This is a genomic window from Archangium violaceum (assembly GCF_016887565.1).
In the GTDB taxonomy this organism is placed as follows: domain Bacteria; phylum Myxococcota; class Myxococcia; order Myxococcales; family Myxococcaceae; genus Archangium; species Archangium violaceum_B.
The window spans coordinates 7368447-7391407 of sequence record NZ_CP069396.1 but is presented as its reverse complement, the minus strand read 5'-3'; the positions used below and the strand labels follow the sequence as shown (position 1 = coordinate 7391407).

Annotated in this window: 17 protein-coding genes; 7 read left to right on the top strand and 10 right to left on the bottom strand. The window is 69.0% G+C overall.

The features are described 5' to 3' along the window. The first annotated feature begins 136 nt into the window (after window positions 1–136). Both JRI60_RS29315 and JRI60_RS29310 read left to right on the top strand, forming a co-directional pair. Window positions 137–2098, top strand: a complete 1962-nt coding sequence (locus JRI60_RS29315; RefSeq protein ID WP_204219181.1) for an ABC-F family ATP-binding cassette domain-containing protein — start codon at window positions 137–139, stop codon at window positions 2096–2098. A 97-nt stretch (window positions 2099–2195) separates the two neighbouring features. After that, the gene (locus JRI60_RS29310) at window positions 2196–3431 is read left to right on the top strand and encodes a hypothetical protein (protein ID WP_204219180.1); all 1236 of its coding nucleotides are present in this window, start codon (window positions 2196–2198) and stop codon (window positions 3429–3431) included. Between the two features lie 56 nt (window positions 3432–3487). Here JRI60_RS29310 and lnt read toward each other — a convergent pair whose 3' ends face one another. Together lnt and JRI60_RS29300 are read right to left on the bottom strand one after the other, a co-directional pair. Further along, on the bottom strand, window positions 3488–5125 hold the full coding sequence (gene lnt / locus JRI60_RS29305; RefSeq protein ID WP_204219179.1) for an apolipoprotein N-acyltransferase: 1638 nt from the start codon (window positions 5123–5125) through the stop codon (window positions 3488–3490). Beyond that, a complete protein-coding gene (locus JRI60_RS29300) occupies window positions 5122–5763 on the bottom strand; it encodes a hypothetical protein (protein ID WP_239469784.1) in 642 nt (213 codons plus the stop codon). Before JRI60_RS29300 ends, lnt begins: the two co-directional genes overlap by 4 nt. 65 nt (window positions 5764–5828) lie before the next feature. On the opposite strand from JRI60_RS29300, the gene JRI60_RS29295 reads away from it, so the two are divergent. After that, window positions 5829–6737, top strand: a complete 909-nt coding sequence (locus JRI60_RS29295; RefSeq protein WP_239469783.1) for a hypothetical protein — start codon at window positions 5829–5831, stop codon at window positions 6735–6737. 3 nt (window positions 6738–6740) lie between these two features. On the opposite strand, the gene JRI60_RS29290 is transcribed toward JRI60_RS29295, so the two are convergent. The 8 genes from JRI60_RS29290 to JRI60_RS29255 form a co-directional block, all read right to left on the bottom strand. Continuing rightward, the gene (locus JRI60_RS29290) at window positions 6741–7421 is read right to left on the bottom strand and encodes a zf-TFIIB domain-containing protein (protein WP_204219178.1); all 681 of its coding nucleotides are present in this window, start codon (window positions 7419–7421) and stop codon (window positions 6741–6743) included. A 92-nt stretch (window positions 7422–7513) separates the two neighbouring features. Next, the gene (locus tag JRI60_RS29285) at window positions 7514–7873 is read right to left on the bottom strand and encodes a hypothetical protein (protein WP_204219177.1); all 360 of its coding nucleotides are present in this window, start codon (window positions 7871–7873) and stop codon (window positions 7514–7516) included. Then, window positions 7870–8421 (bottom strand): YaeQ family protein, encoded by a 552-nt coding sequence (locus tag JRI60_RS29280; RefSeq protein ID WP_204219176.1) that lies wholly within the window; start codon window positions 8419–8421, stop codon window positions 7870–7872. The genes JRI60_RS29285 and JRI60_RS29280 overlap by 4 nt, the downstream gene beginning before the upstream one ends. Before the next feature lie 51 nt (window positions 8422–8472). Continuing rightward, complete coding sequence (locus JRI60_RS29275) at window positions 8473–8940, bottom strand: DUF1772 domain-containing protein (protein WP_239469782.1); 468 nt, start codon at window positions 8938–8940, stop codon at window positions 8473–8475. Between the two features lie 711 nt (window positions 8941–9651). Then, window positions 9652–11229: a DUF1501 domain-containing protein gene (locus tag JRI60_RS29270; RefSeq protein ID WP_204219174.1), complete on the bottom strand. Its 1578-nt coding sequence runs from the start codon at window positions 11227–11229 to the stop codon at window positions 9652–9654. 12 nt (window positions 11230–11241) lie between these two features. After that, a complete protein-coding gene (locus JRI60_RS29265) occupies window positions 11242–12264 on the bottom strand; it encodes a hypothetical protein (RefSeq protein ID WP_204219173.1) in 1023 nt (340 codons plus the stop codon). Beyond that, window positions 12264–14096: a DUF1549 domain-containing protein gene (locus JRI60_RS29260; RefSeq protein ID WP_204219172.1), complete on the bottom strand. Its 1833-nt coding sequence runs from the start codon at window positions 14094–14096 to the stop codon at window positions 12264–12266. The genes JRI60_RS29265 and JRI60_RS29260 overlap by 1 nt, the downstream gene beginning before the upstream one ends. A 95-nt stretch (window positions 14097–14191) precedes the next feature. Next, on the bottom strand, window positions 14192–16438 hold the full coding sequence (locus JRI60_RS29255; RefSeq protein ID WP_204219171.1) for a sensor histidine kinase: 2247 nt from the start codon (window positions 16436–16438) through the stop codon (window positions 14192–14194). Window positions 16439–16540: 102 nt separating this feature from the next. Here JRI60_RS29255 and JRI60_RS29250 point away from each other — a divergent pair, with 102 nt between their 5' ends. From JRI60_RS29250 to JRI60_RS29235, 4 genes are all read left to right on the top strand, one after another. Then, entirely contained in the window at window positions 16541–18931 is a 2391-nt protein-coding gene (locus tag JRI60_RS29250; protein WP_204219170.1) for a transglycosylase SLT domain-containing protein, read from the top strand. 69 nt (window positions 18932–19000) lie between these two features. Continuing rightward, on the top strand, window positions 19001–20398 hold the full coding sequence (gene selA, locus JRI60_RS29245) for an L-seryl-tRNA(Sec) selenium transferase (protein ID WP_204219169.1): 1398 nt from the start codon (window positions 19001–19003) through the stop codon (window positions 20396–20398). Further along, entirely contained in the window at window positions 20392–20991 is a 600-nt protein-coding gene (locus JRI60_RS29240) for an HNH endonuclease (RefSeq protein ID WP_204219168.1), read from the top strand. Before selA ends, JRI60_RS29240 begins: the two co-directional genes overlap by 7 nt. Before the next feature lie 166 nt (window positions 20992–21157). Further along, window positions 21158–22918, top strand: a complete 1761-nt coding sequence (locus tag JRI60_RS29235) for a hypothetical protein (protein ID WP_204219167.1) — start codon at window positions 21158–21160, stop codon at window positions 22916–22918. Window positions 22919–22961 lie beyond the last annotated feature (43 nt).

Here is a 22961-nt window from a genome sequence, read left to right as displayed (position 1 = left end):
GGAGTATAGGCAGAGGCGAACGGCGCCGGGCAGGGGGACTGACGGGGAGACGCGGATTCCCGGGGTGGAGGGGGAGCGGGCAAGCACATCGGCCGTTCCCGAGAGGGCGCCGGGCTGTTACACCCCCGAACCCGCCATGAGCCTCGCCATCGCCCAGGACATCTGCCTCTCCTACGGGAAGAAGGTTCTCTTCGACAACGAAAGCTTCACCATCGGCCCCAAGGATCGCGTGGGCCTGGTAGGAGCCAACGGCACGGGCAAGAGCTCGTTGATGAAGATCCTGGCCGGGGCCCAGCACCCCGACTCGGGCACCATCACCTACCGGCGCAAGGCGCGCATCGGCTACCTGCCCCAGGAGCTGGCGGGCCTGCCGGAGGGCTCGGTGGTGGACGCGGTGATGAGCACCGTGCCCGGCCGCGACGCGCTGGAGGCGCGCCTGCGGGACACCGAGGCGGCGCTCGGCAACGCGGCCAGCGAGGAGGAACAGCTGGAGCTGGCCCAGACGCTGGCGGATCTGCACACGGAGCTGGACCACTTCGAGGACCACTATGGCCGGCACCACGCCGAGCGCATCCTCAAGGGCCTGGGCTTCCGGGAGGCGGATCTGGCCAAGCCCACGGGGGCGCTGAGCGGTGGCTGGCGGATGCGCGCGGCGCTGGCGGGCCTGCTGCTGCAGGATCCGGATCTGCTGCTGATGGACGAGCCCACCAACCACCTGGACGTGCCGACGCTGGCGTGGTTCGACGGCTTCCTCAAGCGCTCGAACAAGGCGCTGATCCTCATCTCGCACGACCGGGACTTCCTCAACCGGCAGGTGGGGCGGATCCTCTCGCTGGAGATGGAGGGACTGCGCTCGTACGTGGGCAACTACGACATGTACAAGCGGCAGCGGGCCGAGGAGATGGTGCAGCTCAAGGCCCAGGCCGAGCGCGTGGAGGCGCGCAAGGCGGAGCTGCAGGCGTTCATCGACCGCTTCGGCGCCAAGGCCACCAAGGCGCGGCAGGCGCAGAGCCGCGCGAAGATGCTGGAGAAGATGGAGGACGTGCAGGTGCTCGAGGAGCGCTCCACGGTGCACTTCCGCTTCCCGGAGGTGGAGCGCTCGGGCCGCGACGTGGTGCTGCTGGAGGGCATCCAGAAGCGCTACGGGGAGAACGTGGTGTACTCGGGGCTGGATGCGCGGGTGGAGCGCGGGCAGCGCATCGCCGTGGTGGGCGCCAACGGCGCGGGCAAGACGACGCTCCTGAAGATCATCGCGGGCGAGCTGGTGCCGGACGGGGGCACGGTGAAGTTCGGGCACAACGTGGTGATGGGGTATTACGCGCAGCACCACGCGGACAAGCTGGACAAGCGCAACACCATCATCGACGAGGTGCGCCCGCTGGCGGCGGACAAGCCGGAGAGCTTCGTGCGTGGGGTGCTCGGGTCGTTCCTGTTCTCGGGGGACGACGTGGAGAAGCCCATCGGCGTGCTGAGCGGAGGTGAGCGCGCGCGCGTGGCGCTGGCGAAGCTGCTGCTGGTGCCCTCCAACCTGCTGCTGATGGACGAGCCGACGAACCACCTGGACCTGGACTCGACGGAGATGCTGATCGATGCGCTCAAGGGGTACGGGGGGACGCTGGTCTTCGTCTCGCACAACCGGAGCTTCGTGAACGGGTTGTCCTCGCACGTCTGGGACGTGGTGGGGGGCAAGGTGGAGACGCACCCGGGCAACCTGGACGACTACCTGTACCACCAGGAGCAGAAGCGGCTGGCGGAGGAGGCCGCGGGGCTGGGCGAGAAGCAGTCGGAGAAGACGTCCACGGCGGGCCTGTCCGAGAAGGACCGCAAGCGGATGGAGGCCGAGGCGAGGCAGAAGCGCAGCGCCGTGGAGGGCCCCATCAAGAAGGAGATCGCGAAGATCGAGGAGGCGATCTCCAAGCTGGAGACGGCGCAGAAGGAGCGCGAGGCCCAGCTGGCGGATCCGGCGCTCTACAACGACTTCGCCAAGGCCAAGCCGCTGATGGACACGCACCGCGAGGGCAAGGAGCAGCTGGAGCAGCTCTATGCCCAGTGGGAGGCGGCGCAGGAGAAGCTGGCCGCGGCCTCCGCTTCTCTTTGAGGAACATGCAGTTCCAGGTTGTCCTGGATTGCACTTTTACGGTAGAATTCTCCTCCCCGGGTGCGCTCGTCATGGCGCCGGGTAGAGGGGAACTCATATGTTGAAGAGATTCGAGAGCGCGGTGGGCGTGCTGGTCATGGCCCTCGCGCTGGCGGCGTGTCAGCCGCCCGAGGGGGAGCAGCTCCAGTCCAACGAGGGAGAGGCGCAGATGGTGGTGCGCGGGCTGTCCTCGTACAACATCACCCGGGTGGTCGTCACCGCGCGGCCGGCCAACGTCTCCAAGACGCTGGACTACAACCCGGACACGGGTGCCTTCTCCGGGCGCCTTTTGCTGCCCGCGGGGGAGCAGACCCTGACGGCCGAGGGCTACTCCTCCTACGGGGTGGACGGCGGCTCTCAGGACGGCGGTTATCCGGATGGCGGCTCTGTGGACGCGGGCTCGTCGGACGGCGGCTATATGGACGCGGGTTCGAGCACGGAGGACGGTGGTTGGACGGACGCCGGCCGCCCGGTGGACGGGGGCTCGTTCGACGGGGGCCCGACGACCGGAGACGTCCTGGTGGCCGCCGGCTCGGCGACCGTCACGGTCGTGGCCAACAGCACGACGGCGGTGACCCTGCGCATCCATGACATCACGCCGCCGCCGCCGCAGGGCGACATCGGGCCTCTCATCTACTCGATGACGAGCTCCCGGTCGGATCTCACCGTTGGCGCCTCCACGCAGCTCGAGGTGAACGCGGTGGATCTCGATGGGGATCCGTTGTTCTACACGTGGACGAGCAACTGCCCGTCGGGCACGTTCACCAGCCCCTATGCAGCCACCACCAGCTGGTCCAGCAGCGCTCCGGGCGTGTGCAAGCTCTCCGTGACCGTCTCCTCCCGCGCGCAGAGCGTCACCGAGTCGGTGGACGTGACGGTCTTCTCGGCGCCGGTGGATGGTGGACCGGGTGAGGGCAGCGTCCAGGTGAATGGCGAGTACATCGCCCGGCCCAACATCTATGGCCTCTACGTCACCGGTCCGGGTGTGCCGGGCGTGGGCGTGTCTCGTTCCAGTCCGAACGCCACCCTGCCCAACATGCAGGCGGGGGCGATGTACTTCGTCGAGATGCAGCTGGATTTCGGCACGCGCTTCGGGGCCTTCGAGAAGAGCCTGGAGTCCGACTGTGGTGGTTCCTGGATGCTGTCCTGGGATAGCTGCGCGACGAATGGGTACTACTGCTCCGTGAGCTACTACTGGACCGCGCCGGCTTCCGGGGCGGTGTGCAAGCTGACCGCGCGGGCCGCCAACAGTGGCCTCGGCGACAGCTTCTCCGTTGGCGTCGTCGTGAAGTAGCGCAGGGCTCTCCGCCGACCCCCGGCCGCGATACTCCGCCGGGGGTTGGCCAGGAGTTACCTGGAGGCCTTCCACCGCGCCAGCCGCGAAGGCACGAGCAGGAGCACCACGCTCAGCAGCAGGGCGGTGGGGCGCAGCCAGTCCCCCCAGAGCACCATCAACGTGGACAGGTGCGGAGTGGGGGGAACCGCCAAGGCCAGGCTCGCACGATGGTTGTCCGGCACCTCGGTGAGCACCTCGCCCGTGGGGCTGATGAGGGCGGAGATGCCCGAGTTGGTGACGCGCACCTGAGGCAGCCGCGTCTCGATGCTGCGAAACGCCGCGTGCATCAGGTGCAGCTTCGGCGCCGGCGTTCCGGAGAACCACGAGTCGTTGGACAGTGTCAGGATCAGCTCGGCGCCGCGGCGGGCTTCCTCGGCGACGTAGCTGGGGAAGATGGACTCGTAGCAGATGAGCGGTGCGAGGGTGAGCGATCGGCCCTCGCCCAGCGGGAGCGCCATCGTCTGGGGACCGGGACCGCGCTTCCAGTAGCCCGTCCAGGGCAACCGCTCGCGCAGCCAAGGCGAGTCGATGCTCTCGGGCACCCACTCGGTCAGCGGGAAGAGCATCGTCTTGCGGTATGCCGAGCGCGCCAGCGTCCCATCGCGCCCGGGACCCAGGAGCATGGCGGCGTTGTACTCGCGTTGTTGCTCCAGGTCATACGTGCCGAAGAGCAGCGGCACCCGGCGCTGCGTGACATACGCGGAGATCTCCGCGTCGAACTCGGCGCCCACCTCGCTCTTGGGCGTTCCGAAGGTCGTCGGGTACACCGTCTCGGGCCAGACGAGCAGGTCCAGCTTCCGGTTCTGGAGCAGCGCATCCGAGAGCTGGTAGTGCGTGTCCAAAATCATCCGGACCACGTCGTACGTGCCCATCTCCGCCGCGAGCTTCTCGTACTTCGTGATGTTCGCCTGCACGACGCCCACCACGAGCTCCGGCTCCTGGGTCTTGTGTTCGGCCACCTGCCGGTAGCGGAGCTGCCCGTACCCGAACCCGCCCAGCACGAGCGCCGCCAGCACGGCCAGGGGCGCCAGCGCGCGCCGGAAGCCAGCTCGCGGACCGTGCGCCACGAGCACCTTGCCCGCCGCGAGCACGCACTCGTTACCAACGAGGAGGAGGAGCGTGAGCCCATGCGCTCCGGCGATGTCGGCGCCCTGCCGCAGGGACTCGGAGGCGTAGAGGCCCTGTCCGAGCGTCTCCGCGAAGAGCTTGGGGCACAGCCACTCGGTGCCGACGTACACGAGCGCGCCCGTGAGCGTGACGCGCCAGAAGGCCAGAGGGCCCTCCTGGGGCGCCTTGCGCAGGTGGTGGCGCGCCAGCGCGAAGGTGATGAACTGGAGCTCCATGAAGGGCGCCAGCACCAGCAGGGCGAGCCAGCACAGCGCGAGGGGCGCTCCGGAGTAGCTCTGCAGCGCCCCGGGGAACCAGCCGAAGAGGGCGGCGGTGAAGGACAGGGCGATCGCCACCCCCCCGAGCACGGCCTCGCGCCGGGAACTGGCCCGATCCAGCACCCACAACCAGGGCACGAACGCCACCCAGCCGAGCGCCACCCACCGCGCCTCCAGGCTTCCGAACAGCCACATGAGGCCGGTGGTGCCCGCGACGCCGAGCAGCAGGGCCGCCAGGCGCCGTGCGCGTACCGCACTCGCGCTCATGGAATGGGCTCCACTCCTTCGGGTCCGGCGGGAAGCTCGAGGATCTCGATGGGCATTCCCGGGGGCGCCATCTCGGGTGGGACGACGCGGTTCGAGGGCAGCTCGACGGGGTTCCCGCTCGAATCGGTCGGCTTGTAGTCCGGATGGAACATGAGGATGGGCTGCACGCGCTCGCCGTTGTCCGTGGCCTGGTAGTGGCGCACGTAGCCGTCGGGCAGCGGGAAGTCCTCGGGAACGATGATGCCCTGCTTGAGCGGGCTGGTGCCGGGGCGGTACAGGTTGATGCCCTCGGCGGGAGGCTGCTGGGGCTCGGACGGCTGCTCCGCGGGGGCCTCGGGCTCGGGTGTGGCCGGAGCGGCTTGCTGGGGCGCGGGCGTCGGAGCCGGTGGCGCCACCCTCGGGGGAGGAGGGGAGGGGGCGGGCGTGGCCCGTGCGACCCTCACTGGCGCGGGCTCCTGACTGTCCGGCACGGGGTCGGGCGAGGACACCAGCCATGCGCTCAGGAGCAGGCACAAGACGGTGACGCCGAGCGCCACCCAGACGAGCCAGGTGCCGTTGCCGCCCGTGCGCTTGCGCTGGATGCGCGTCACGCCGTCACGATCGACGTGCCGCTCTTGGTTGGGAGGCTGCGAAGCCATTCTCGTCCCTGTTCTCCGGAACTCGTATGCTACGGGCCCCCTGCTGTCCGGGCAATCCGTCCCCCATGACCCCCACGCACGCCGATGCTCCCGCGGAGCCCCCCGTCAACGGTCAGGCCGAGTCCCCGCGCTTCCAGGTCCACGCATACCCGCTGGCGCTGAGGCTCCTCGGCTCCGTGCTCCAGGTGCTGACCGCACTCACGGTCCTGTACGCCGCGGTGCTCGCCATGTTCTTCACCTTCACGGGGGCGCAGAATCCCGTACCGCCCGCGCGGGCGGGCTGGTGCGCCCTGGTCGCGCTCGTCCTGTTCGGGCTCACCCGGATCCTCCGCCTGCTCACCACCGCCACCTTCTCCGTCGAGCCGGGACGGCTCGTGCTGGAGCGCCGGGACGAGCGGTTCGAGATTCCCCTCGCCTCGGTGGACGCCATCCGGGTGTGGAGGCTGTTGATGCCGGGGGAGGGCTTCTCGCTGCGGATGAAGTCGGGGCGGGACTTCCAGTACTCGCCGCAGGTGGCGGATCCACTGCCGGTGCTGGAGGCGATCGGCCGGGAGAACCCCGGGGTTTCCGCGGCGGCGCGTCATCCGCACGTCGCCTTCGCGCACGCCCGGGCCGTGCTGGCGCGCCGACGCTGGTATCACTGGCTGATCAAATTCGTCCTGTTCCCGCTGGTGCCCACCGTCATCATGTTCCGGGCGAACCAGTACATCACCTACGGCGGGCCGTTCGCGCAGTACAAGATGTACGGGCTCGGGCCGTATCTGCAGAGCTTTGGTACCTACTGGGCCCACTACACCGGGGTGCTCGTGGTGTACGCGGTCCTCTTGCGCGTGCTGTTCGAGTGGGTGGCCTTCGCGGCGGTGTGGATCTCTCCGAGGCACGCGCGGGGAGGGCGGCGGTTCGTGGAGGTGACGTGCGCGGTGCTCTACTACGTGGGCATTCCCGCGTTCATGGGGGCGCAGTTCCTCCTGTGAGCCTCAGCGCAGCAGCTTCGAGAAGAGCCAGGAGAAGGCGGAGCTCACGGCGTCGCCCACCGCCTCCAGGGCCATGCCCGTGCGGCCTGACTGGTACAGGTCGGAGAGATCCGCCTCGAGCCCGCCATTCGGGGAGCGAGGTGTGAGCCGGAGCTCCACCGGGCTCGCTCCGGCGGGCGCGCAGCTTCCGCACCAGGTCCGTTCTTCCCAAGAGAAGGCGTGCTGCGGCTTCAGCTCACGTCCACAGCCGGCGCAGGTGGAGCTCGTGGCCTCCAGTGCCTTGGGGCCCTCGTGCATCTCCTCGAGCCAGGTCTCGCGCTCCGCCTCGGCCGCCTGTTGCAGCACTTCCAGCTCGCCGGGGTCGAGCGCCACGCCCTGGCAGCGCGTGCACACGTCCACCGCGACCTCCGCCTCCTTCGCCACGGTCACCGTCGTCATCGCCAGCGGTGACGTGCCACAGCGAGGGCAGCGCGGAGCGTCCGTCCCGCAGGCCGGGCAGCTCGGGACGTACTCCAACGTCCCCTGGCAGCCCTTGCACTGCCCCGGCTTGCCGCGCGCCTGCTCCACCAGCGCCTCGGCCGTCGGGGTTCCCAACACCTTGGCCAGTGTGCCGCCCTCGAACCACACGGCTCCGCACGCGCCACAGTGCTCGCGCAGGAGTCCTCCCGTGAGGTTGGGGTGCATCGGTTTGGCGCAAAAGGGGCAGGGGAGCATGGGCGTTCCGGGGGCGGCATTCTACCCCAGCCCGTGCCGCGCTTCTGCTCGTGCGTGGAAGTCTACGCGCCTTCCACCTCCAGCAGCGCCGCGAGGAACAGCTCGTAGGTCAGCTCCGCGACCGGCCGCTTCTCTCGGCGGGCCTGGGTGCGCAGTGCCTTGGGCAGCGAGCACGGCTTGCCGCGCTCGCCATCGAGCATCTGGACATAACCTCGTTGAGAGAACCCGACCACCTGCCATCCCCGCTTGACGAGCGCCTGGCTGAGGTCGTCGGTGAGCTGGTGGTGAACGGCCTTGGCCAAGGGCAGCAAGCCGAAGATCTCGCTCGACCAGCCGCCTTCTTCCTCGATCCAGCCCCGCGCGCGCAGGTAGTTGGCCTTGCGGGCGAGTGAGAGCCCTCCGACGTGGCGCTCGAGCTTCACAGGGCCGCGCGGGTCAGCGGGCCATCGAAGCTCCGACCTTCGCACTCGACATAGGCGTGGTCGCCGACCAGGGTCAGAGACAGCTTGATCCGCCGTGCGTCGAAACCGGAGAGCGCGCGCAGCAACTCGGCGTCGATGGCGGCGAGCTCGGCCTTCGCCACGCGAGTTGCCTTCACCTCGCGCGCCTCGGTGAGGAACGCCTCGAGCCGCTGGGGAGACTCGAACAGCACCGACACCTTGGCGTGCGGGTTCTGATCGACCGCGCGCTGGAGCTTCAGCGGATCCGCCTTGCCGACGCGCACCCAGCGCGTGACGAGGCCGGTGTAGTCGCGGCACTCGAGGTCTGGCTCATCGGGCTCGCCCAGGCCCTTGCCGAAGGTCAGCCGCTCCTCCCACAGCCAGCAGAACGCAATCACCCGCAGCCAGACGCGCTGCATGGTCTCGGACGGGTGGCGTGCGACCTTGAAGCTCAGCTGCGGCTGGTCGATCGCACGATCGACGTGACTCAGGGCGATCTGGAAGTCGTACAACGTCGGAGCGAGGGTCATCGAAGCGGTTCCCCTGTCCACCCAGGGCGCGGGTGACCCGCGAGCTATAGCTCATTCCCTTCCGAGCCGGAGCGCGAGGATGAACGAGGCCGTGGCCCCGAGCGCCGCCGCCGTGCGCACATGGTTCCACGCCGTCCAACCCGACACGTAGCGCGCCCACAGGCTGGCGGCGTCCGCCTGGGCCGGATCGACGGCCGCGAGCGCGTCGTTGCGCGGAACGTTGAACGCGCCGGTCACCCCGATGACTCCGACCAGATAGAGCGCGCTGCCCAGCAGCAGGTAGCGCGCGTCGGGTCTCTCCCAGGAGCGCAGCGCGGACACCCCGAGGACGAGCGAGGCCACCGCCGTGCCGAGGAACACCGCCAGGAAGGAGGGCCTGATGATGGTGACGTTGATGGACTGCATCGCGGCGATTCCCTGCGCTGGCGGGAGGCGGGCGAGGGCCTTCATCATGAACGTGGAGAACGCGAAGAACAGCCCGGCCACGACGCCACTGCCGAGCGCCGAGACGAAGGTCAATGCGTGGAGTGGACCTCGGAACATCGCTCCACGGTACTACGGCTCCCGCCTTGCACTGGACGTAAGATGGGTGACGCTGGCGTTGATGGTGCGTTGCTCCTGGGCGGGGAGGAGGTGCTTCGATGGTGGCATTCCACAGGCGCTCTACACATGGAATGGGGTGCGGCTGCCATGCCCAGGCCTCTGACAAAGGAAGAGGGGGAGCGGCTGTGGCGCTTGGCGCAAGAGTGGGATCGCCTCTACCTCACGCTTCGGGATGCACCCGTTACCGAGAAGATCCAGGCCTTCAAGCAGCTCGAAAAGCGGTTCCTGAAGGAGATGCGTACCGCCGTCGGGAGACGAGAAGTGCAGAGGCGGATCACCAAGACCTTTCTCATGGAGACTCGTGATGGTCCCTGGAGGAGGTTCTCGCCCTACCTGCGGCGGATGGAGAGACTGGGTTACTCGACGATGGACTGCCGCCTGTTGGTATGTGGCTGGGCAGCTCAGGCCGCCAGTGCGTCTCCAGCGGGAATGAGAAAGACAGCGGCGCTCATCGCTGATTTTGAACGACGGGCTCGCCTTCGACCGCCGCATCCAGCGGCACGAGAACAGGTCGAGCTCGCACTGACGCGAGCTCGGAGCCTCATAGGTCTGGGCTCCGAGAGCGTCACGAAAGGGCGCAAACGCCGCGGGGTGCACGGCCGCCGTTCAGGCTGACCGAGACACCTCCTATGCCCTCCGGATCCCCAGCACCTCTCCGTACCCGCCGGGGATGAAGAAGTCGTGCGTGTTCATGCCCATGATCCGCAGCGCGGTGGTCACGGCGTCGGCGGCCCTGGGCACGCGCTTCGAGGGCTGCCCGTTCTCCTCGATGATGTCCACCGGAACGCCGAGCCCGCGCGAGGTGTACGAGCCCACCTGCCGGTTCGCCGCCACGTTTCCGCCCGCGAAGAAGACCGAGGTGTACGGGTGGTGGTCATCCGGCTGGTAGTAGGTGTTGTCCTTTCCGCGCGAGGCCCAGCTGCGGCCGAACTCGCTCATGACCAGCACGAGCGTGTCATCGAGCAGCGTCTTGCCCGGCTTGCCGGGAGCGGGCGAGGCCTTGAGCTCGCCCAGGAAGCGCGCGACGCAGTCCATCAGTCCGCGGCCGTGCGCGCAGCTGAAGGCGTGGCCGAAGGTGTTGTGCGTGTCGAAGTCGAGCTGCAGCGAGACGTGCACCGAGGTGCACAGGTCCGACTTGAGCAGGCGCAGCGCGAGATCCATCCGCGGATCGAGCCCGGTGAGGTGGAAGTTCGCGAGGCCGAACGTGTACGTGAACGACTCGTTGAGGTAGCTCGACAGGTACGCGGGACGGTTCGTCTTCAGCGCGTCGATGCCCTTGGTGCGCTCCATGACGGACACGACATCCGTCGCGAGCACGCGCGAGACCGACGACAGCGAGCCATGCAGGCCCTCGAGGTAGTTGTCCACCTTCGACGTCGAGCGCTCCATCAACTGCTGGGCGCGCGAGAGCGAGAAGCGCTCCACCGTGGTCGTCTTCAAGGTGCCGCCGGTGGGCTGACCCCGTGCGTCCAGCTCGGGCCCCTCGGTGCGCGCATCGAGCCCCGTCCACCAGGGATTGTCCGAGGGCTTCGCGGAGAGCTGCGGCTTGAGCGCTTCGATCGACGGCACGCGGACGGGCGAGGCGTGTGAGGGCAGTCCCATTCCGAGCGGAGTGCCGCGCTCACCGGTGACGACCACGAACGGCAGCGGTCTGCTCTCGCGGTACTTCTCGAACAGGTGGTTGGCGATCACCGAGTGGACGGCGGGCGCCCGGTAGTCCGCGCCGGCGACACCGCACATCGAGGCGATGAACGCACTCGCGTGGTCGTTGGTGCCCTGGTCGATGCCGTGCAGCACGCTCAGCTGCTCGTGCAGCGCGAAGTGCGAGTAGCCGTACATGAGCGGGCTGAAGCCGCCGCGCTCGGCGGGGTTGAGGGGGTTCCACGACTGCCAGGTCCGGAGCGGCTTGTAGGGTCCGTTCTCGGGCCCGAGGTTCACCAGCTTGCTCGCGTCGAAGAAGACGGGCTCGCCGCTGTAGGAGGAGGGCGCTGGCACGCAGAGCGGAATGTCCGCGTCGTCCATCGGGGTGAAGTAGTACGCCGGCCGGTAGCCGCCCGGGATGTAGAGCACCGCGAGCCGTGAGGGGACGTCGATGTCCGCGGCGCGCGCGGCGCTCGAGCCGAGGAGACCCGCGCGTTCGAGGAGCGCGAGCTGTCCGGCTCCGAGGGCCCACTTGAGCAGCGTGCGACGAGAGGTGTTCGGCATGGTGTCCTCGGCTCAGTAGGTGATCCACAGCGGGTGACGGATGAGGGACGCACAGACGCCGATCCAGGCGATGCGCGTGCTCTGCGCTTCGAGCGGGACATAGACCCGTTCGTACAGCTCCTTCGCTTCCGCTTCCGAAGGCGGCTGTCCGAGCATGCGCAGGTAGAGCGTGCGCAGGTTCTTCTGCACCGCGTCCGGGTTCTTCGAGGAGGTGTCGGCGAGCGTCACGTAGCGCAACACCGCCGTGTTGCCCTTCTTGTCCACCGCGCGCGCGCACCAGGCCTGCGACATCTGGACCAGCGTCTGCGCGGCGGAGGGACCGAAGCTCACGTCCCGCTTGCGGTACACGAGCGAGTTGCCGCCTCCGAGCGCATCGAACCGCTCGACGCTGCGCGAGTCGGAGACGTACTGGCGCGAGATGCCGGGCGCCCAGTCACCGGGCCACACGAAGAGCTTGCCGCCATTGACCACGTACTCCTTGTTGCGCCAGTTGGGGTCGCTGGTGCTGACGAAGTCCTCGAGCGTGAGCCCGAGCTGCTCCATCAAGCTCACGACCATCTCCTCGGCGGAGAGCCGGCGGACGCTGAACGCTTCCGGATCCGGAGACTCCAGCCGCTCGGGCGGAGGGGGCAGCTCGCGAATCCACGCCTTCACCTGCTCGATGGTCAGTTTGACGCGGCCGCTGGCGACGAGCTCGTCATAGGGCTGACCCGGCGGCATCTGGGGATAGCTTCCGGGGGCGGTTCCCTCCAGCAGCTGGATCAGCGGGCTGTTGTCGGGGTCCCCGCGCTTCACGTACCGCTCGTCGTACGCGAGCCCGTTCTCGAACGCGGTGAGCGAGGCGAAGAACGGCTTGTTGCCGGTGAGGTGGCAACCCTCGCACGCGGGCGCGAGTCCGAGCCGGATCTCATCATTCCTGCTCGAGGGTGCGCAGTTGTCGCCACCGTTCGTCGGGGGCGTCTCGGTGCAGGCCCCGGCGGTGAGCACGAGCGTGGCCAGCGCGGCGGCTTTCAACATCGAACGCGGTGTTCTCATTACAGTCCCCTCCGCAGCTCGGGCTGCTCGAAGAGGTAGCGGATGAAGGGCCGGAGCTTGCGGTCGCGTGCGACGAACTCCCGGGCGAGCTTGTCGATGAAGTGCTTCTCGGAGGCCGGGTCCAGCTCACGGCCGATGAACATCGAGTAGAGCTTGCGCGAGGCGCAGCGATCGAACTCGCCGGAGCGGACGAGGAGCTTTCCGAACCCGAGCGGACCCATCGTGCCGTCACCGGGCAGACCGAGCAGTGTGTACGACTCGGGCATCGTGTCGAGCAGCACCGCTTCCGGATTGGCGGTGATCTGCTCGGGGGTGACCGGGGTCAGCACGGTGTTGGGGAGGAACGCGTTCCTCCACCGGTTGCCCGGCATGTTGCCGCTGTGCGGATACTGCCCGGACAGCCACTCCTTCGTGACGCGGTGACGGCCCATGCCCGGGATGAAGGGCCACGGCACGTAGTAGCTCATGGCCGGATTGAAATCCCACCGCTTGAACGAGATGGCCGCGGGATCGAGCGTCTTGTGGCAGTGCAGGCACGTTCCGCCCTTCGCGGGATCGGTGTCATACGGGGGGAAGTGCACGTCCGCGGGAGGCGGCGTGAAGCTCTGACAGGCGAAGATCTCGAGGAAGCGCGCGGCCCGGACGCGCTCGCGGGGGAACGAGGACATCGCGCCGATCATGGTGAGCACGCCGGCCGCGGGAAGACCCTTGGGCGCTTCGGCCGTGGTGCGGGGATCGAAGCGGTACGTGCGATCGATGCTGCCGGAGCGCGTCCGGTTGTTGGTGAGCGCGAGGTGGAAGGGCTCCAGGTCCTCGACCACGAACTCGCGCCACGCCTGCGGATCATTCGGTGCCGGGTGCAGCGGGTCGCGAGGCGCGCCGTCCGCGTCCGGGCGCCACCACGTCGTGTTCGAGTCCACCGCGTTGCTGCCCATCTGCCGGCCGAAGCGCACGTACAGCGCGCGCAGCCAGTTGGTTCCCACCGAGTAGTTGCCGATGACGAGATCCGACAGCGGCCGGTCGTGCCACGCGAGGTGCGCGAACAGGCGCGCGGGTTCCTCGTACGGATGGCGCCGTTGAACGTTGAGGTCATGGTTGCTCGCGCTCCCCAGGCCGGAGAGCGGTGAGCACCACACCAGGTTCGGTCCGCAGCCGCACCCGGCGGGCAGCATGGGATCGTAGTAGCCGCCGCTCGCGATGCCGCAGTCGTACGTCTGTCCCTTGGTGGTATCGACCACCTGGGTGACGTTGGAGCCGGCCTTTCCGAGCACCTCGACCCGTGTTCCCGGTGCCCACCAGGGCTCGACCATGTTCACCACGGGCACGGCGGTATTGCCATCCGGGTCCTGGTTGTTGCACTGCTTGCCCGGGTCCTTCGACTCGTTCACGTGGTAGTACGCGCCCGGGTGCAGGGTGTTCGCGGCGCACTTGAAGAGGTGGCCGGACATGTCGCCCTGGTACGCGTCGCCGGAAGCGCCGGTGGTGTACGCGCCCACCGCGATCCACTCGTGGCCGAAGCGCAGCATCCGCTCGTAGAACTTCGGCGAGGCGAGCGCGTTATCGAGCGTCGAGCGCAGGATCGCTTCTCGCGCTTCGGGCGTGGCCGCGGCCGCCATCGCTTCGTACTGCTCGAGGGTCGGAGTGGTGCCGGTGAGCCCGAGCACGATGCGCCGCAACAGCCGCGTATCGCTCATCCGGTCATTGGGCGGATCGACCGTCTCGGGAGTCTCAGGAGTGCATTGCTGGGCGTGCGCATCGATCCCGACGAGTCCGGAGATCGCGAGCATCACCGTCAGCATGGCCGCGCTCTTCGAGGGCAAATGCCAGTGCATCCGCGGAAGACTACCGGCGAACTGTTCCAGTGAAAAGGGCTTAGTCCGGGTGACCGCGATTTTTCATTTTTGAAGGTTCGAGCCAGATAGCGCTCTCAGCTCGCGCGGCGCTTTTTCTCGCGCTTCGGTTTGCGCTCGGGCTTCGGCGGTACCCCTTCCGCCGTGGCGCCTTCCGAGGGCTGGGCCTCGGCGGGCTTCGTGGTGGGGAAGGGCGTTCCGTCCACGATGACCGGCTCCGGAAGTTGGACGGGCTCGGCCGGGGGCGCGGGCAGGCGGATGATGAACGTCGCGCCCTCGTCCGGCTTGCTCTGCACCACCAGCGTCCCGCCGTGGTTCTTCACGATGCGCTGGCAGATCGCCAGCCCCAGCCCCGTTCCCTTCTGTTTCGTCGTGTAGAAGGGCACGAAGATGTGCTGGTGCTCGTCCTGGGGGATGCCCGGACCGGTGTCCGACACGTGCACCTCCACGAACGAGTCCCCCGAGGGCCGGAAGTCGTTGAAGCGCTCCGGCCTCATCGTCTTCACCGTGATGGCGCCCCCGGTGTCGGCCATCGCCTGCATCGCGTTCTGCACCAGGTTGATCAGCACCTGCTTCAACTGCTCCGCGTCCGCCTCCACCCGGGGCAGCGACTCCTCCTGCTCCACCTTCAACTCGATGCCCTGGGGCATCTCGTTCTGGATGAGGCGCACCGTCCGCGTCACCACCTCGTTCAGGTCCGTGGGCCCGAAGGTCTGCTTCAAGGGCCGCGCGTAGTCGAGGAACGCCGACACCACTCCGTTCAGGCGGTTCACCTCCTCGACGATGACCTCCAGGAACTCGCCTTCCTCGCCCGGCAGGCGCTTCGGATCCAGACACTGCGCCGCGCCCTTGATGGCGCCCAGCGGGTTGCGGATTTCGTGCGCCAGGCCCGCCGCCATCTCGCCCAGGGCCGCCAGGCGGTCGCGCTCGCGGATCTTCTCGTACAGCTTCGAGCTCTCCAGCGCCGTCGCCAACCGCTCGGCCACCTCGAGGATCAGGGCGATCTCGTCCGAGGCGTAGGCCTCCGGCACGCGCTCGTCCCACAGGTTGAGGAAGCCGATGACGCGGTCATTGCCCAGCAGCGGCACGGTGATGCCGGCCTTCATCTGCAGGAGCGCCGCGCGCGTGTCGTTGAGCCGCTTGAGCTCGTCCCGGAAGCGCTTGCCCTCCACCGCCTGCTGCCGCAGCACCACGATGCGCCGCTCCAGGTTCTCCAGCAGCACCGCCTTCTGTCCCGAGGCCACCGCGAACAGCACGCCGCGCGCCGCGCCCGTGTCCAGGAAACTCACCGGCGCCGGGCCCCGGGCGTCCAGCAGCCGGTACCCCGGCCGATCCTCCGCCAGCAGGTACAGCGACGCGTGGGTGATGCGCCCCGACTCGTGCAGCGCGTCCAGCACCATGCGCGCCAGCTCGGAGATCTCGATGACGCCCGCCATCCTCGTCCGCGCGTTGCCCAGCACCCGCAGCAGCTCGAAGCGCTCGCGGAAGAAGATGGCCACCACCTGCTCCTCCACCTTCACCCGCAGCGGCTCCAGGAGGATGAGCACCACGAACGCCGCCACCACCGTGTTGAACAGGAAGAGCGAGGTGTTGTTCTCGTCCACCCACACCGTCAGCACGGTGAAGACCGCGGCCAGGATGGTGGCCAGCACCGTCTGCGAGGCGATCTTCCCCAGCAGCTCGTGCAGGTCCATCAGCCGCAGCCGCAGCAGCGTCTGGGCCAGGAAGAACAGGTAGAGCGTGGTGAAGACCGGCCCCAGGGCGGGGAAGGGCAGGCCGAAGCGCCCCAGCAGGTCCAACGCGGAGAACAGGATGGCCGCCCCGGCCCCGATGGCCAGGTACGTCAGCCGCAGCTTCTCGATGCGCGACTCGGTGGTGCTGACTCGTCGGAGCAGCAACGAAACCGAGGCCAGCAGGGCCCCGAGCACCCAGGCGCCCATGACCACCCGCACCCAGCCCTTCTGTGCGAGAGGCGACACCGCAACCGCCAGACCGAAGACGGCGGAGAGGAAGGCGAGCCGCCTGCCGAGCAGATGCGTGCCCTTGCTCACTCCCAAGAATTCGAGGAAGAAGGCCACTGCCGCGCCAGGAACCAGAGAAGCCAGTAGAATGGTGGCGCCCACGGCCACCCTCGACACCCACGGGTACTCAGCACGCGCGAACAGGCTGTGGAAGAAGCTGGACAGGTAGTACCCGCCCACCGTCAGCGCGAAGACGGAGTAGAGCGTGAGCACTCGTGGACGTCCCGCCCTCAACAACATGGAAACGCCGAGCGCCAGCCCGATGATGGATGCGAGAAGCGCGCTCTGTGTCCGGATGTCCATGAGTAGTGGCCAGTCTAACCTTCGTTCGCCCGCGGAAATTTTTTCCCTGCTTCCAGTTGTCTCCGGGGCTGCCCAGGCCCATCACCTGAGGGCCCTTCCCGTATGAAAGCCTTCGTCCCCCTGCTCGCCGCCGCCGCCGCCGCCACCTCGCTGGCCTTCACCCAGGCGCCCCCCACCGAGGAGCCCTCCGCGGCTCCCCAGGCCCAGACGCAGAATGCTCCGTCCGAGGCCCAGCTCTCTCCGCCCCCGGACTCGGAGAAGGTCCTGGTGCCCCCCGGGTACGTGGAGGTGCTCAACCCCGCGTTCCCGGACCCGCCCCCGCCCGCCCCCGTGCAGCCCCGCGTCTTCAAGGGCCGCTCCTACGGGCTGGATGACCTGTCCCCGTACTTCGCCGAGGGCAAGCGCAAGGAGGCCAAGGAGGCCTTCGACAAGGGCTTCTACACCCGCGCGCGCGAGCTGCTCGAGAAGGAGGGCAACTCGCTCCCGGTGCGCTACCTGCGCGCCCTGAGCGCCGTGCGTGCCGGGGACGACAAGCGCGCCGCCGAGGAGATGACCGCCCTCGCCGAGGACTACCCCGCGCTGCGCGACCGCTGCCTCACCCATGCCGGCGTGGCCCTGGAGTCGCTCGGACGCTTCAGCGACGCGGCCGTGCTGCTCGCCCAGGTGCCCGACAGCTCCCGGCTGTACGCCGATGCCCGCCTGGCGCTCGGCCGCGTCCTGCGCAAGGCCAAGGATACCGAGGCCGCGCTCGCCGCCCTCGCGCCCCTGGCCAGCCGCACCTCTCCCTCGTGGGGACGCAACGTCGGCGCCGAGGCCCTCCTGGCCAGCGCCGACATCGCCGCGGAGAAGAAGGACAAGACCCGCGAGCGCGAGTTCCTCTGGCGCCTGTGGGCCTGGCACCCGCTCACGCCCCTGGCGAAGCAGGCCGAGGCTCGCCTGAAGGGGCAGCAGGCGCCCCTGGAGATGAAGGTGGTGCGCGGCGAGCAGCTCATCGAGCTCAACCGCAACCGCCAGGGTCTCGACGTGCTCGAGCCCCTGCTGCCCAAGCTCAAGCTGCCGGACGCGCTCGCCTGCCGGGCCCACTTCGCCTACGGCAAGGGCCAGCGCAAGGAGCGCCAGCACACCCGCGCCATCGCCGCCCTCACCCCGGTGGTGGACCAGTGCAAGGAGCGCGATCTACTGCCGCGCGCCCTGTACGTGCTCGGCTCCTCGCGCTCCATCGTGGACCAGGTGAGGGGCACGGACACCTACGAGCGGCTGGCCCGGGAGTTCCCGGAGCACTCCTTCGCCGACGACGCGCTCTTCTACGCCGCGGACCTCTACGTGAAGACGGGCCGACTGGAGCTGGCCGCGCAGCGGCTCCAGGAGCTGGCGAAGCTCTACCCCCAGGGGGACTTCCTCGGCGAGGCGCTCTTCAAGGACTTCTGGATCTCCCGCACGCTGAAGGCCAAGGACGGCGGGCTCTCCAGCCTCGTGGAGATCGAGAAGCGCTTCGCCGACGCGGACGAGACGTACGACTTCGAGCGCGCGCGGTACTGGCGGGCGCGCACCCTGCAGGACCGGGGTGATGCCAAGGGCGCCGCGGATCTCTTCGAGCAGCTCGCGGTGGAGCACCCGGCCACCTACTACGGGCTGATGGCGCGCGCGATGCTGGGCTCGCTGGAGCCGGCGCGGTTGAAGCGCGTGGAGCCGCAGCTCGACTTCACCAGGCAGGAGCGCCGCGATCCCTGGCCGATGCACGCGGGGGCGATGGAGAAGGATCCGCACTTCACCGCCGCCGTGGAGCTGATGCGCCTGGGCTTCCCCGAGGCCGTGTCCTCGGAGCTGCTCGCCGTCAACCGTTCCAACCTGCCGCCGGAGAACGTCCGGTTGCTGGTCCTCATGCTGGCGCGAGCCGGCGACGAGCGCGCCGCGCATGCGGTGGCCCGCGTGGCGCTGCGCCGGGACCTGAGCGGCCGCATCACCCCGGAGACCCGGCCGGTGTGGGAGGTGGCCTACCCCAACGCCTTCCGCGAGCTCATCGAGAAGCACACCTCCGCGGCCGGCGTGGAGCCGGATCTGCTCCAGGCGCTGATGCGCGAGGAGAGCGCGTTGGATCCGAAGGCGCTCTCGTGGGCGGGTGCGCTGGGCCTCACCCAGCTCATGCCCTCCACGGCGCAGGCGGTGGCGCGTCAGCTCAAGCTCAAGAAGGTGACGAACCAGTCACTGCTGGAGCCGGACGTCAACATCAAGCTGGGCGCGCACTACCTGGGCTCGCTGGTGAAGCGCTTCTCCGGGCACACCCCGTTCGCGGTGGGCGGCTACAACGCCGGCCCGCTGGCCATCGACCGGTGGCGCGCGGACCGCCCGGGGATGCCGCTGGACGCGTGGGTGGAAGAGGTGCCCATCGCCGAGACGCGCGGCTACATCAAGCGGGTGTTGCGCTCCTACAACACCTACCAGCTGCTCTACGGCCGGCCCGCCAAGGCGCCCGCCGTGCAGGCCAGCAGGTGATGTGAACTCGAGGTGAAGGGCAGGCGGGTTGGCTGGCGCGAGCGCCCCCGGTCCCTTACACTTCCGGTCGTGGGTGCACCCTCGACCAACGACGGGGGGAAGAACGCGCTGCTGCGCGCGCTCCCCTCCATCGAGCAGCTCTTGCACCGCCCCTCCCTGGAGGAGCGGTTGTCGGGCATTCCGCGTGCCCGGGCCGTGGCGGCGCTGCGGCTGGCCGTGGAGCGGGTCCGCGAGCGGCTGTTGCGCGGTGAGGCCCGTCCCTTCCAGGACTCGGACGTGGAGGACGCGTTGCGCGTCCTGGCCACGCCCAACCTGCGGCCCGTGCTCAACGCCACCGGGGTGGTGCTGCACACCAACCTCGGCCGCGCGCCCCTGGCCCCCGAGGCCGTGGCCCGTGTGGCCGAGGTGTCGCGCGGCTACTCCAACCTCGAGTACGACCTGGACGAGGGCGAGCGTGGCAGCCGCTACGCTCCCGTCATCGAGCTGCTCACCGGGCTGACGGGCGCCGAGGATGCCCTCGTGGTGAACAACTGCGCGGGCGCGGCGCTGCTGGTGCTGGCCACGCTGGCCGCGGGTCGCGAGGCCATCGTCTCGCGCGGGGAGCTGGTGGAGATCGGCGGCGGCTTCCGGGTGCCGGACGTGATGAAGCAGTCCGGGGCGCGCCTCGTGGAGGTGGGCACCACCAACCGCACCCGGCGCTCGGACTACGAGTCGGCCCTCACGCCGGACACCGGCGTGTTGATGAAGGTGCACCGCTCCAACTTCGCGCTGGTGGGCTTCACCGAGGAGGTGGAGACGAAGGAGCTGGCGGCGCTGGGCCGCGCGCGCGGGGTGCCCGTGTTCGTGGATCTCGGCTCGGGAGCGCTGGTACCACTCACGGGCGAGGGCCTCACCGACGAGCCCACCGTGCCGGCCACCGTGGCCGCCGGGGCGGACGTGGTGGCCTTCTCCGGCGACAAGCTCCTGGGGGGGCCGCAGGCCGGCATCATCGTGGGCCGCGCCGCGTTGCTCGCCCGCGTGAAGAAGCATCCGCTCACCCGGGCCCTGCGCATCGACAAGATGACGGTGGCGGCCTTGGAGGCCACGCTGGAGCTGTACCGGGATGGGCGGCCGGAGGCGGTGCCCACGTACCGGTTGCTCACCCAGCCCCCGGAGTCCCTGCGTGCCCGCGCCGAGCGGCTGCTCGCGCTCCTGGCGGTGAAGGGGGTCAAGGCTCGCGTGGCTCCGACGTCGGGGCAGGTAGGCGGGGGAGCGATGCCCCTGGCCCGGTTGCCTTCCTTCGCGTGCATCCTCACCGTTGGGGGGCCGGCGGCCTTCCTGGAATACCTCCGGGAGGCGGACGTTCCGGTGATTGGGCGGATTTCGGACGGAGAGGTGGTCCTCGACGTCCGGTGCCTGGCGGAGGAGGACCTCGGGCCGGTCGCTGAAGCCGTTGGAGCGGCCTCACAGGGAAGGCAGCCATGTTGAACAGCGCCGTTCTCGTCCTGAACCGGAACTACCAACCGGTCCACGTCACCTCGGTGAAGCGGGCCCTCTCGCTGCTCTATCTGGGCGTCGCGAAGGCCATCGACACGCAGTATCGCCTCTATGAATTCAAGGACTGGGCCGAGCTGAGCGCCAGCGCCCCGCACGACAGCATCAACACCATCGACCGGCGCATCCGCGTGCCCCGCGTGGTGGTGCTCTCCGCCTACGAGTACCTGCCGCGCGGCCGGGTCCGCTTCTCCCGCCTCAACATCTACGCGCGCGACCATGACACCTGCCAGTACTGCGCCCGGACGCTGCCGCGCTCGGAGCTGAACCTGGATCACGTGGTGCCTCGCTCCCAGGGGGGCAAGACGAGCTGGGAGAACGTGGTGTGCTCGTGCGTGCCTTGCAACTTGAAGAAGGGCGGCCGCACGCCGGAGCAGGCGCACATGAAGCTCCTCAAGGTGCCCATGCGGCCGCGCTGGACGCCCCTCTTCCGAGGTGCCTCCCGCCGCGTCACCTACCGCGAGTGGCTGCCGTTCCTGAACCTGGCTGATGCCTCGTACTGGAACGTGGAGCTGCTCGACGACTGACGGCTCCTTCCGTCTGTAGTTTTCCAGACAGCCTGTAGCCCGTGGCCATCGACTCCCGCCACGGGTCTCCCTCCACACGTGGCGTGAGCCACGGCGTGTGTTCGACGTGGCCGGACCCCTCGTACCCAGGGGGGCCGGGGCCGGCCGTCACCAGAGGGAGTCACTCGTGATACGAGGAAACCGTTGGTTGCTGCTGGGCGCCCTGGCAGTGACCATCAGCATCGTGGGCTGTGATTGTGGTGGGACGCAGACGAATCCCGGCGATGACGCCGGAACCGTCCCCGAGGATTCAGGAGTCGTCCTCCCGCCCGAGCCGGACGGTGGCGTGTCCGGAAACCTGCCGGATGGTGGCACCAGCGGGGTGGAGCTGGACGGCGGTTCGGGCTCCTACTGTGTGTCCGCCGGGGCGGTGTGCGATCGCAACCAGGGCGCGGCGTGCTGTACGGGGGTGTGTGGCGAGGACGGCCGGTGTCCCGAGGCCAACAACCTGTGCCGCAGCGCCGGAGAGGTGTGCGCCACGGGCGGGCAGTGCTGCAGCAACTCGTGCCTCAACGGCAAGTGTTCCTCCACCCTGTGCCTCGACGAGGGCGGCGCGTGTTCCACGGCCGAGCAGTGCTGCTCGAAGACGTGCACGGGCGGCAAGTGCGCTCCGCTGGCGGATACGTCCGACACGTGCAAGGTGCTCGGCCAGTCCTGCACGGAGGCCACCGAGGACCAGTGCTGCTCGCAGAACTGCCAGAACGGTGTCTGCTCCCGCTCGTGGGTCTGCAAGGCCAACGGTGACATCTGTACCCAGGACGCCGAGTGCTGCGGCAACTCCTGCACCGCGCAGCCCGGGGGGGTCGGCCGCTGCGAGACCATCAGCGGCGGTGGCGGTGGCGGGTGCCTCCAGGATGGCAATCCGTGCGGCAGCGGCAGCAACTGCTGCTCGCGCACCTGCGTGGATCTCGGTTACGGCACCACGGTGTGCCAGCCGGTGGGCGGCTGCAAGCTGACGGGCAACTTCTGCACCGGTAACGCCATCTGCTGCGGCAGCGGGACGATCTCCAACGTCACCTGCAACGAGGGCCGCTGCGACAACGGCAACGCCTGCCAGCCCACGGGCAACATCTGCGGAACGGGCAAGCTGCCAGACGGCGGTGTCATCAAGATCAGCGCTCCGCAGAACTGCTGCGACGGCAAGACGGACGTGTGCAAGGTGGACTCGTCCGGCGTGCCGCGCTGCTTCGGTGGCGCGAGCGTGTGCCCCGACGGCTATGACAGCCAGAACCCCGCCTGCTGCATCAATCCGGGCAACAGCTGCCAGTTCAGCGATCAGTGCTGCTCCGGCTCGCTGTGTCTGCCGGATTCGACCGGCAATCTGAAGTGCCAGGCGCCCTCCACGGGCGGGGGTGCGGACGGTGGAGCGGGGGGGACGTGCTCTCCGGTGGGCACGCGCTGCGACTCGGATGGGGGCACCACCTGCTGCCCGGGGACCCAGTGCCTGCGCACCTCCGAGCTGACCCGGGCCTGCCAGGTGCCGCCCACCCAGCCGCCCCCTGGTTCGGATGGCGGCACGACGGACGGGGGAACGGGCGGTACCCCGGATGGCGGCTCTGGAGGCACCTGCTCGGCCAATGGGGCGACGTGCTCGGGTGGCACCCAGTGCTGCTCGGGCATCTGCTCCGGTGGGCTCTGCTCCGCACCCGCCGTGTGTCAGCCTCAGAACGGTCTGTGTACCACCACCGCGGACTGCTGCTCGGGCCTGCGCTGCGACGTCCCCCTGGGGAGCACCGTGGGCTCCTGCCAGCCTGGAGCGACCTGCTCGTCGAGCGGCCAGGCGTGCTCGCCGAGCGCCTTGTGCTGCTCGGGCCTCTCGTGCCGCAACGGTTTTGGCGGCGCGTGTGATGGGACCTCGGCCTGCACCTGCCGGGTGGTCATCCAATAACGGACGGCCAGGGAGTCGACGCGGGGCGCGGGACGGGTTTTGA

Excerpts from the sequence above, each read along its gene's own strand:
- JRI60_RS29240 (WP_204219168.1), top strand. The coding sequence starts at position 20,392 with ATGTTGAACAGCGCCGTTCTCGTCCTGAACCGGAACTACCAACCGGTC.
- JRI60_RS29265 (WP_204219173.1), bottom strand. The coding sequence starts at position 12,264 with ATGAGAACACCGCGTTCGATGTTGAAAGCCGCCGCGCTGGCCACGCTC.
- JRI60_RS29295 (WP_239469783.1), top strand. The coding sequence starts at position 5,829 with ATGACCCCCACGCACGCCGATGCTCCCGCGGAGCCCCCCGTCAACGGT.
- JRI60_RS29290 (WP_204219178.1), bottom strand. The coding sequence starts at position 7,421 with ATGCACCCCAACCTCACGGGAGGACTCCTGCGCGAGCACTGTGGCGCG.
- JRI60_RS29315 (WP_204219181.1), top strand. The coding sequence starts at position 137 with ATGAGCCTCGCCATCGCCCAGGACATCTGCCTCTCCTACGGGAAGAAG.
- JRI60_RS29270 (WP_204219174.1), bottom strand. The coding sequence starts at position 11,229 with ATGCCGAACACCTCTCGTCGCACGCTGCTCAAGTGGGCCCTCGGAGCC.
- JRI60_RS29280 (WP_204219176.1), bottom strand. The coding sequence starts at position 8,421 with ATGACCCTCGCTCCGACGTTGTACGACTTCCAGATCGCCCTGAGTCAC.
- JRI60_RS29250 (WP_204219170.1), top strand. The coding sequence starts at position 16,541 with ATGAAAGCCTTCGTCCCCCTGCTCGCCGCCGCCGCCGCCGCCACCTCG.
- JRI60_RS29300 (WP_239469784.1), bottom strand. The coding sequence starts at position 5,763 with ATGGCTTCGCAGCCTCCCAACCAAGAGCGGCACGTCGATCGTGACGGC.
- JRI60_RS29260 (WP_204219172.1), bottom strand. The coding sequence starts at position 14,096 with ATGCACTGGCATTTGCCCTCGAAGAGCGCGGCCATGCTGACGGTGATG.
- JRI60_RS29310 (WP_204219180.1), top strand. The coding sequence starts at position 2,196 with ATGTTGAAGAGATTCGAGAGCGCGGTGGGCGTGCTGGTCATGGCCCTC.
- lnt (WP_204219179.1), bottom strand. The coding sequence starts at position 5,125 with ATGAGCGCGAGTGCGGTACGCGCACGGCGCCTGGCGGCCCTGCTGCTC.
- JRI60_RS29255 (WP_204219171.1), bottom strand. The coding sequence starts at position 16,438 with ATGGACATCCGGACACAGAGCGCGCTTCTCGCATCCATCATCGGGCTG.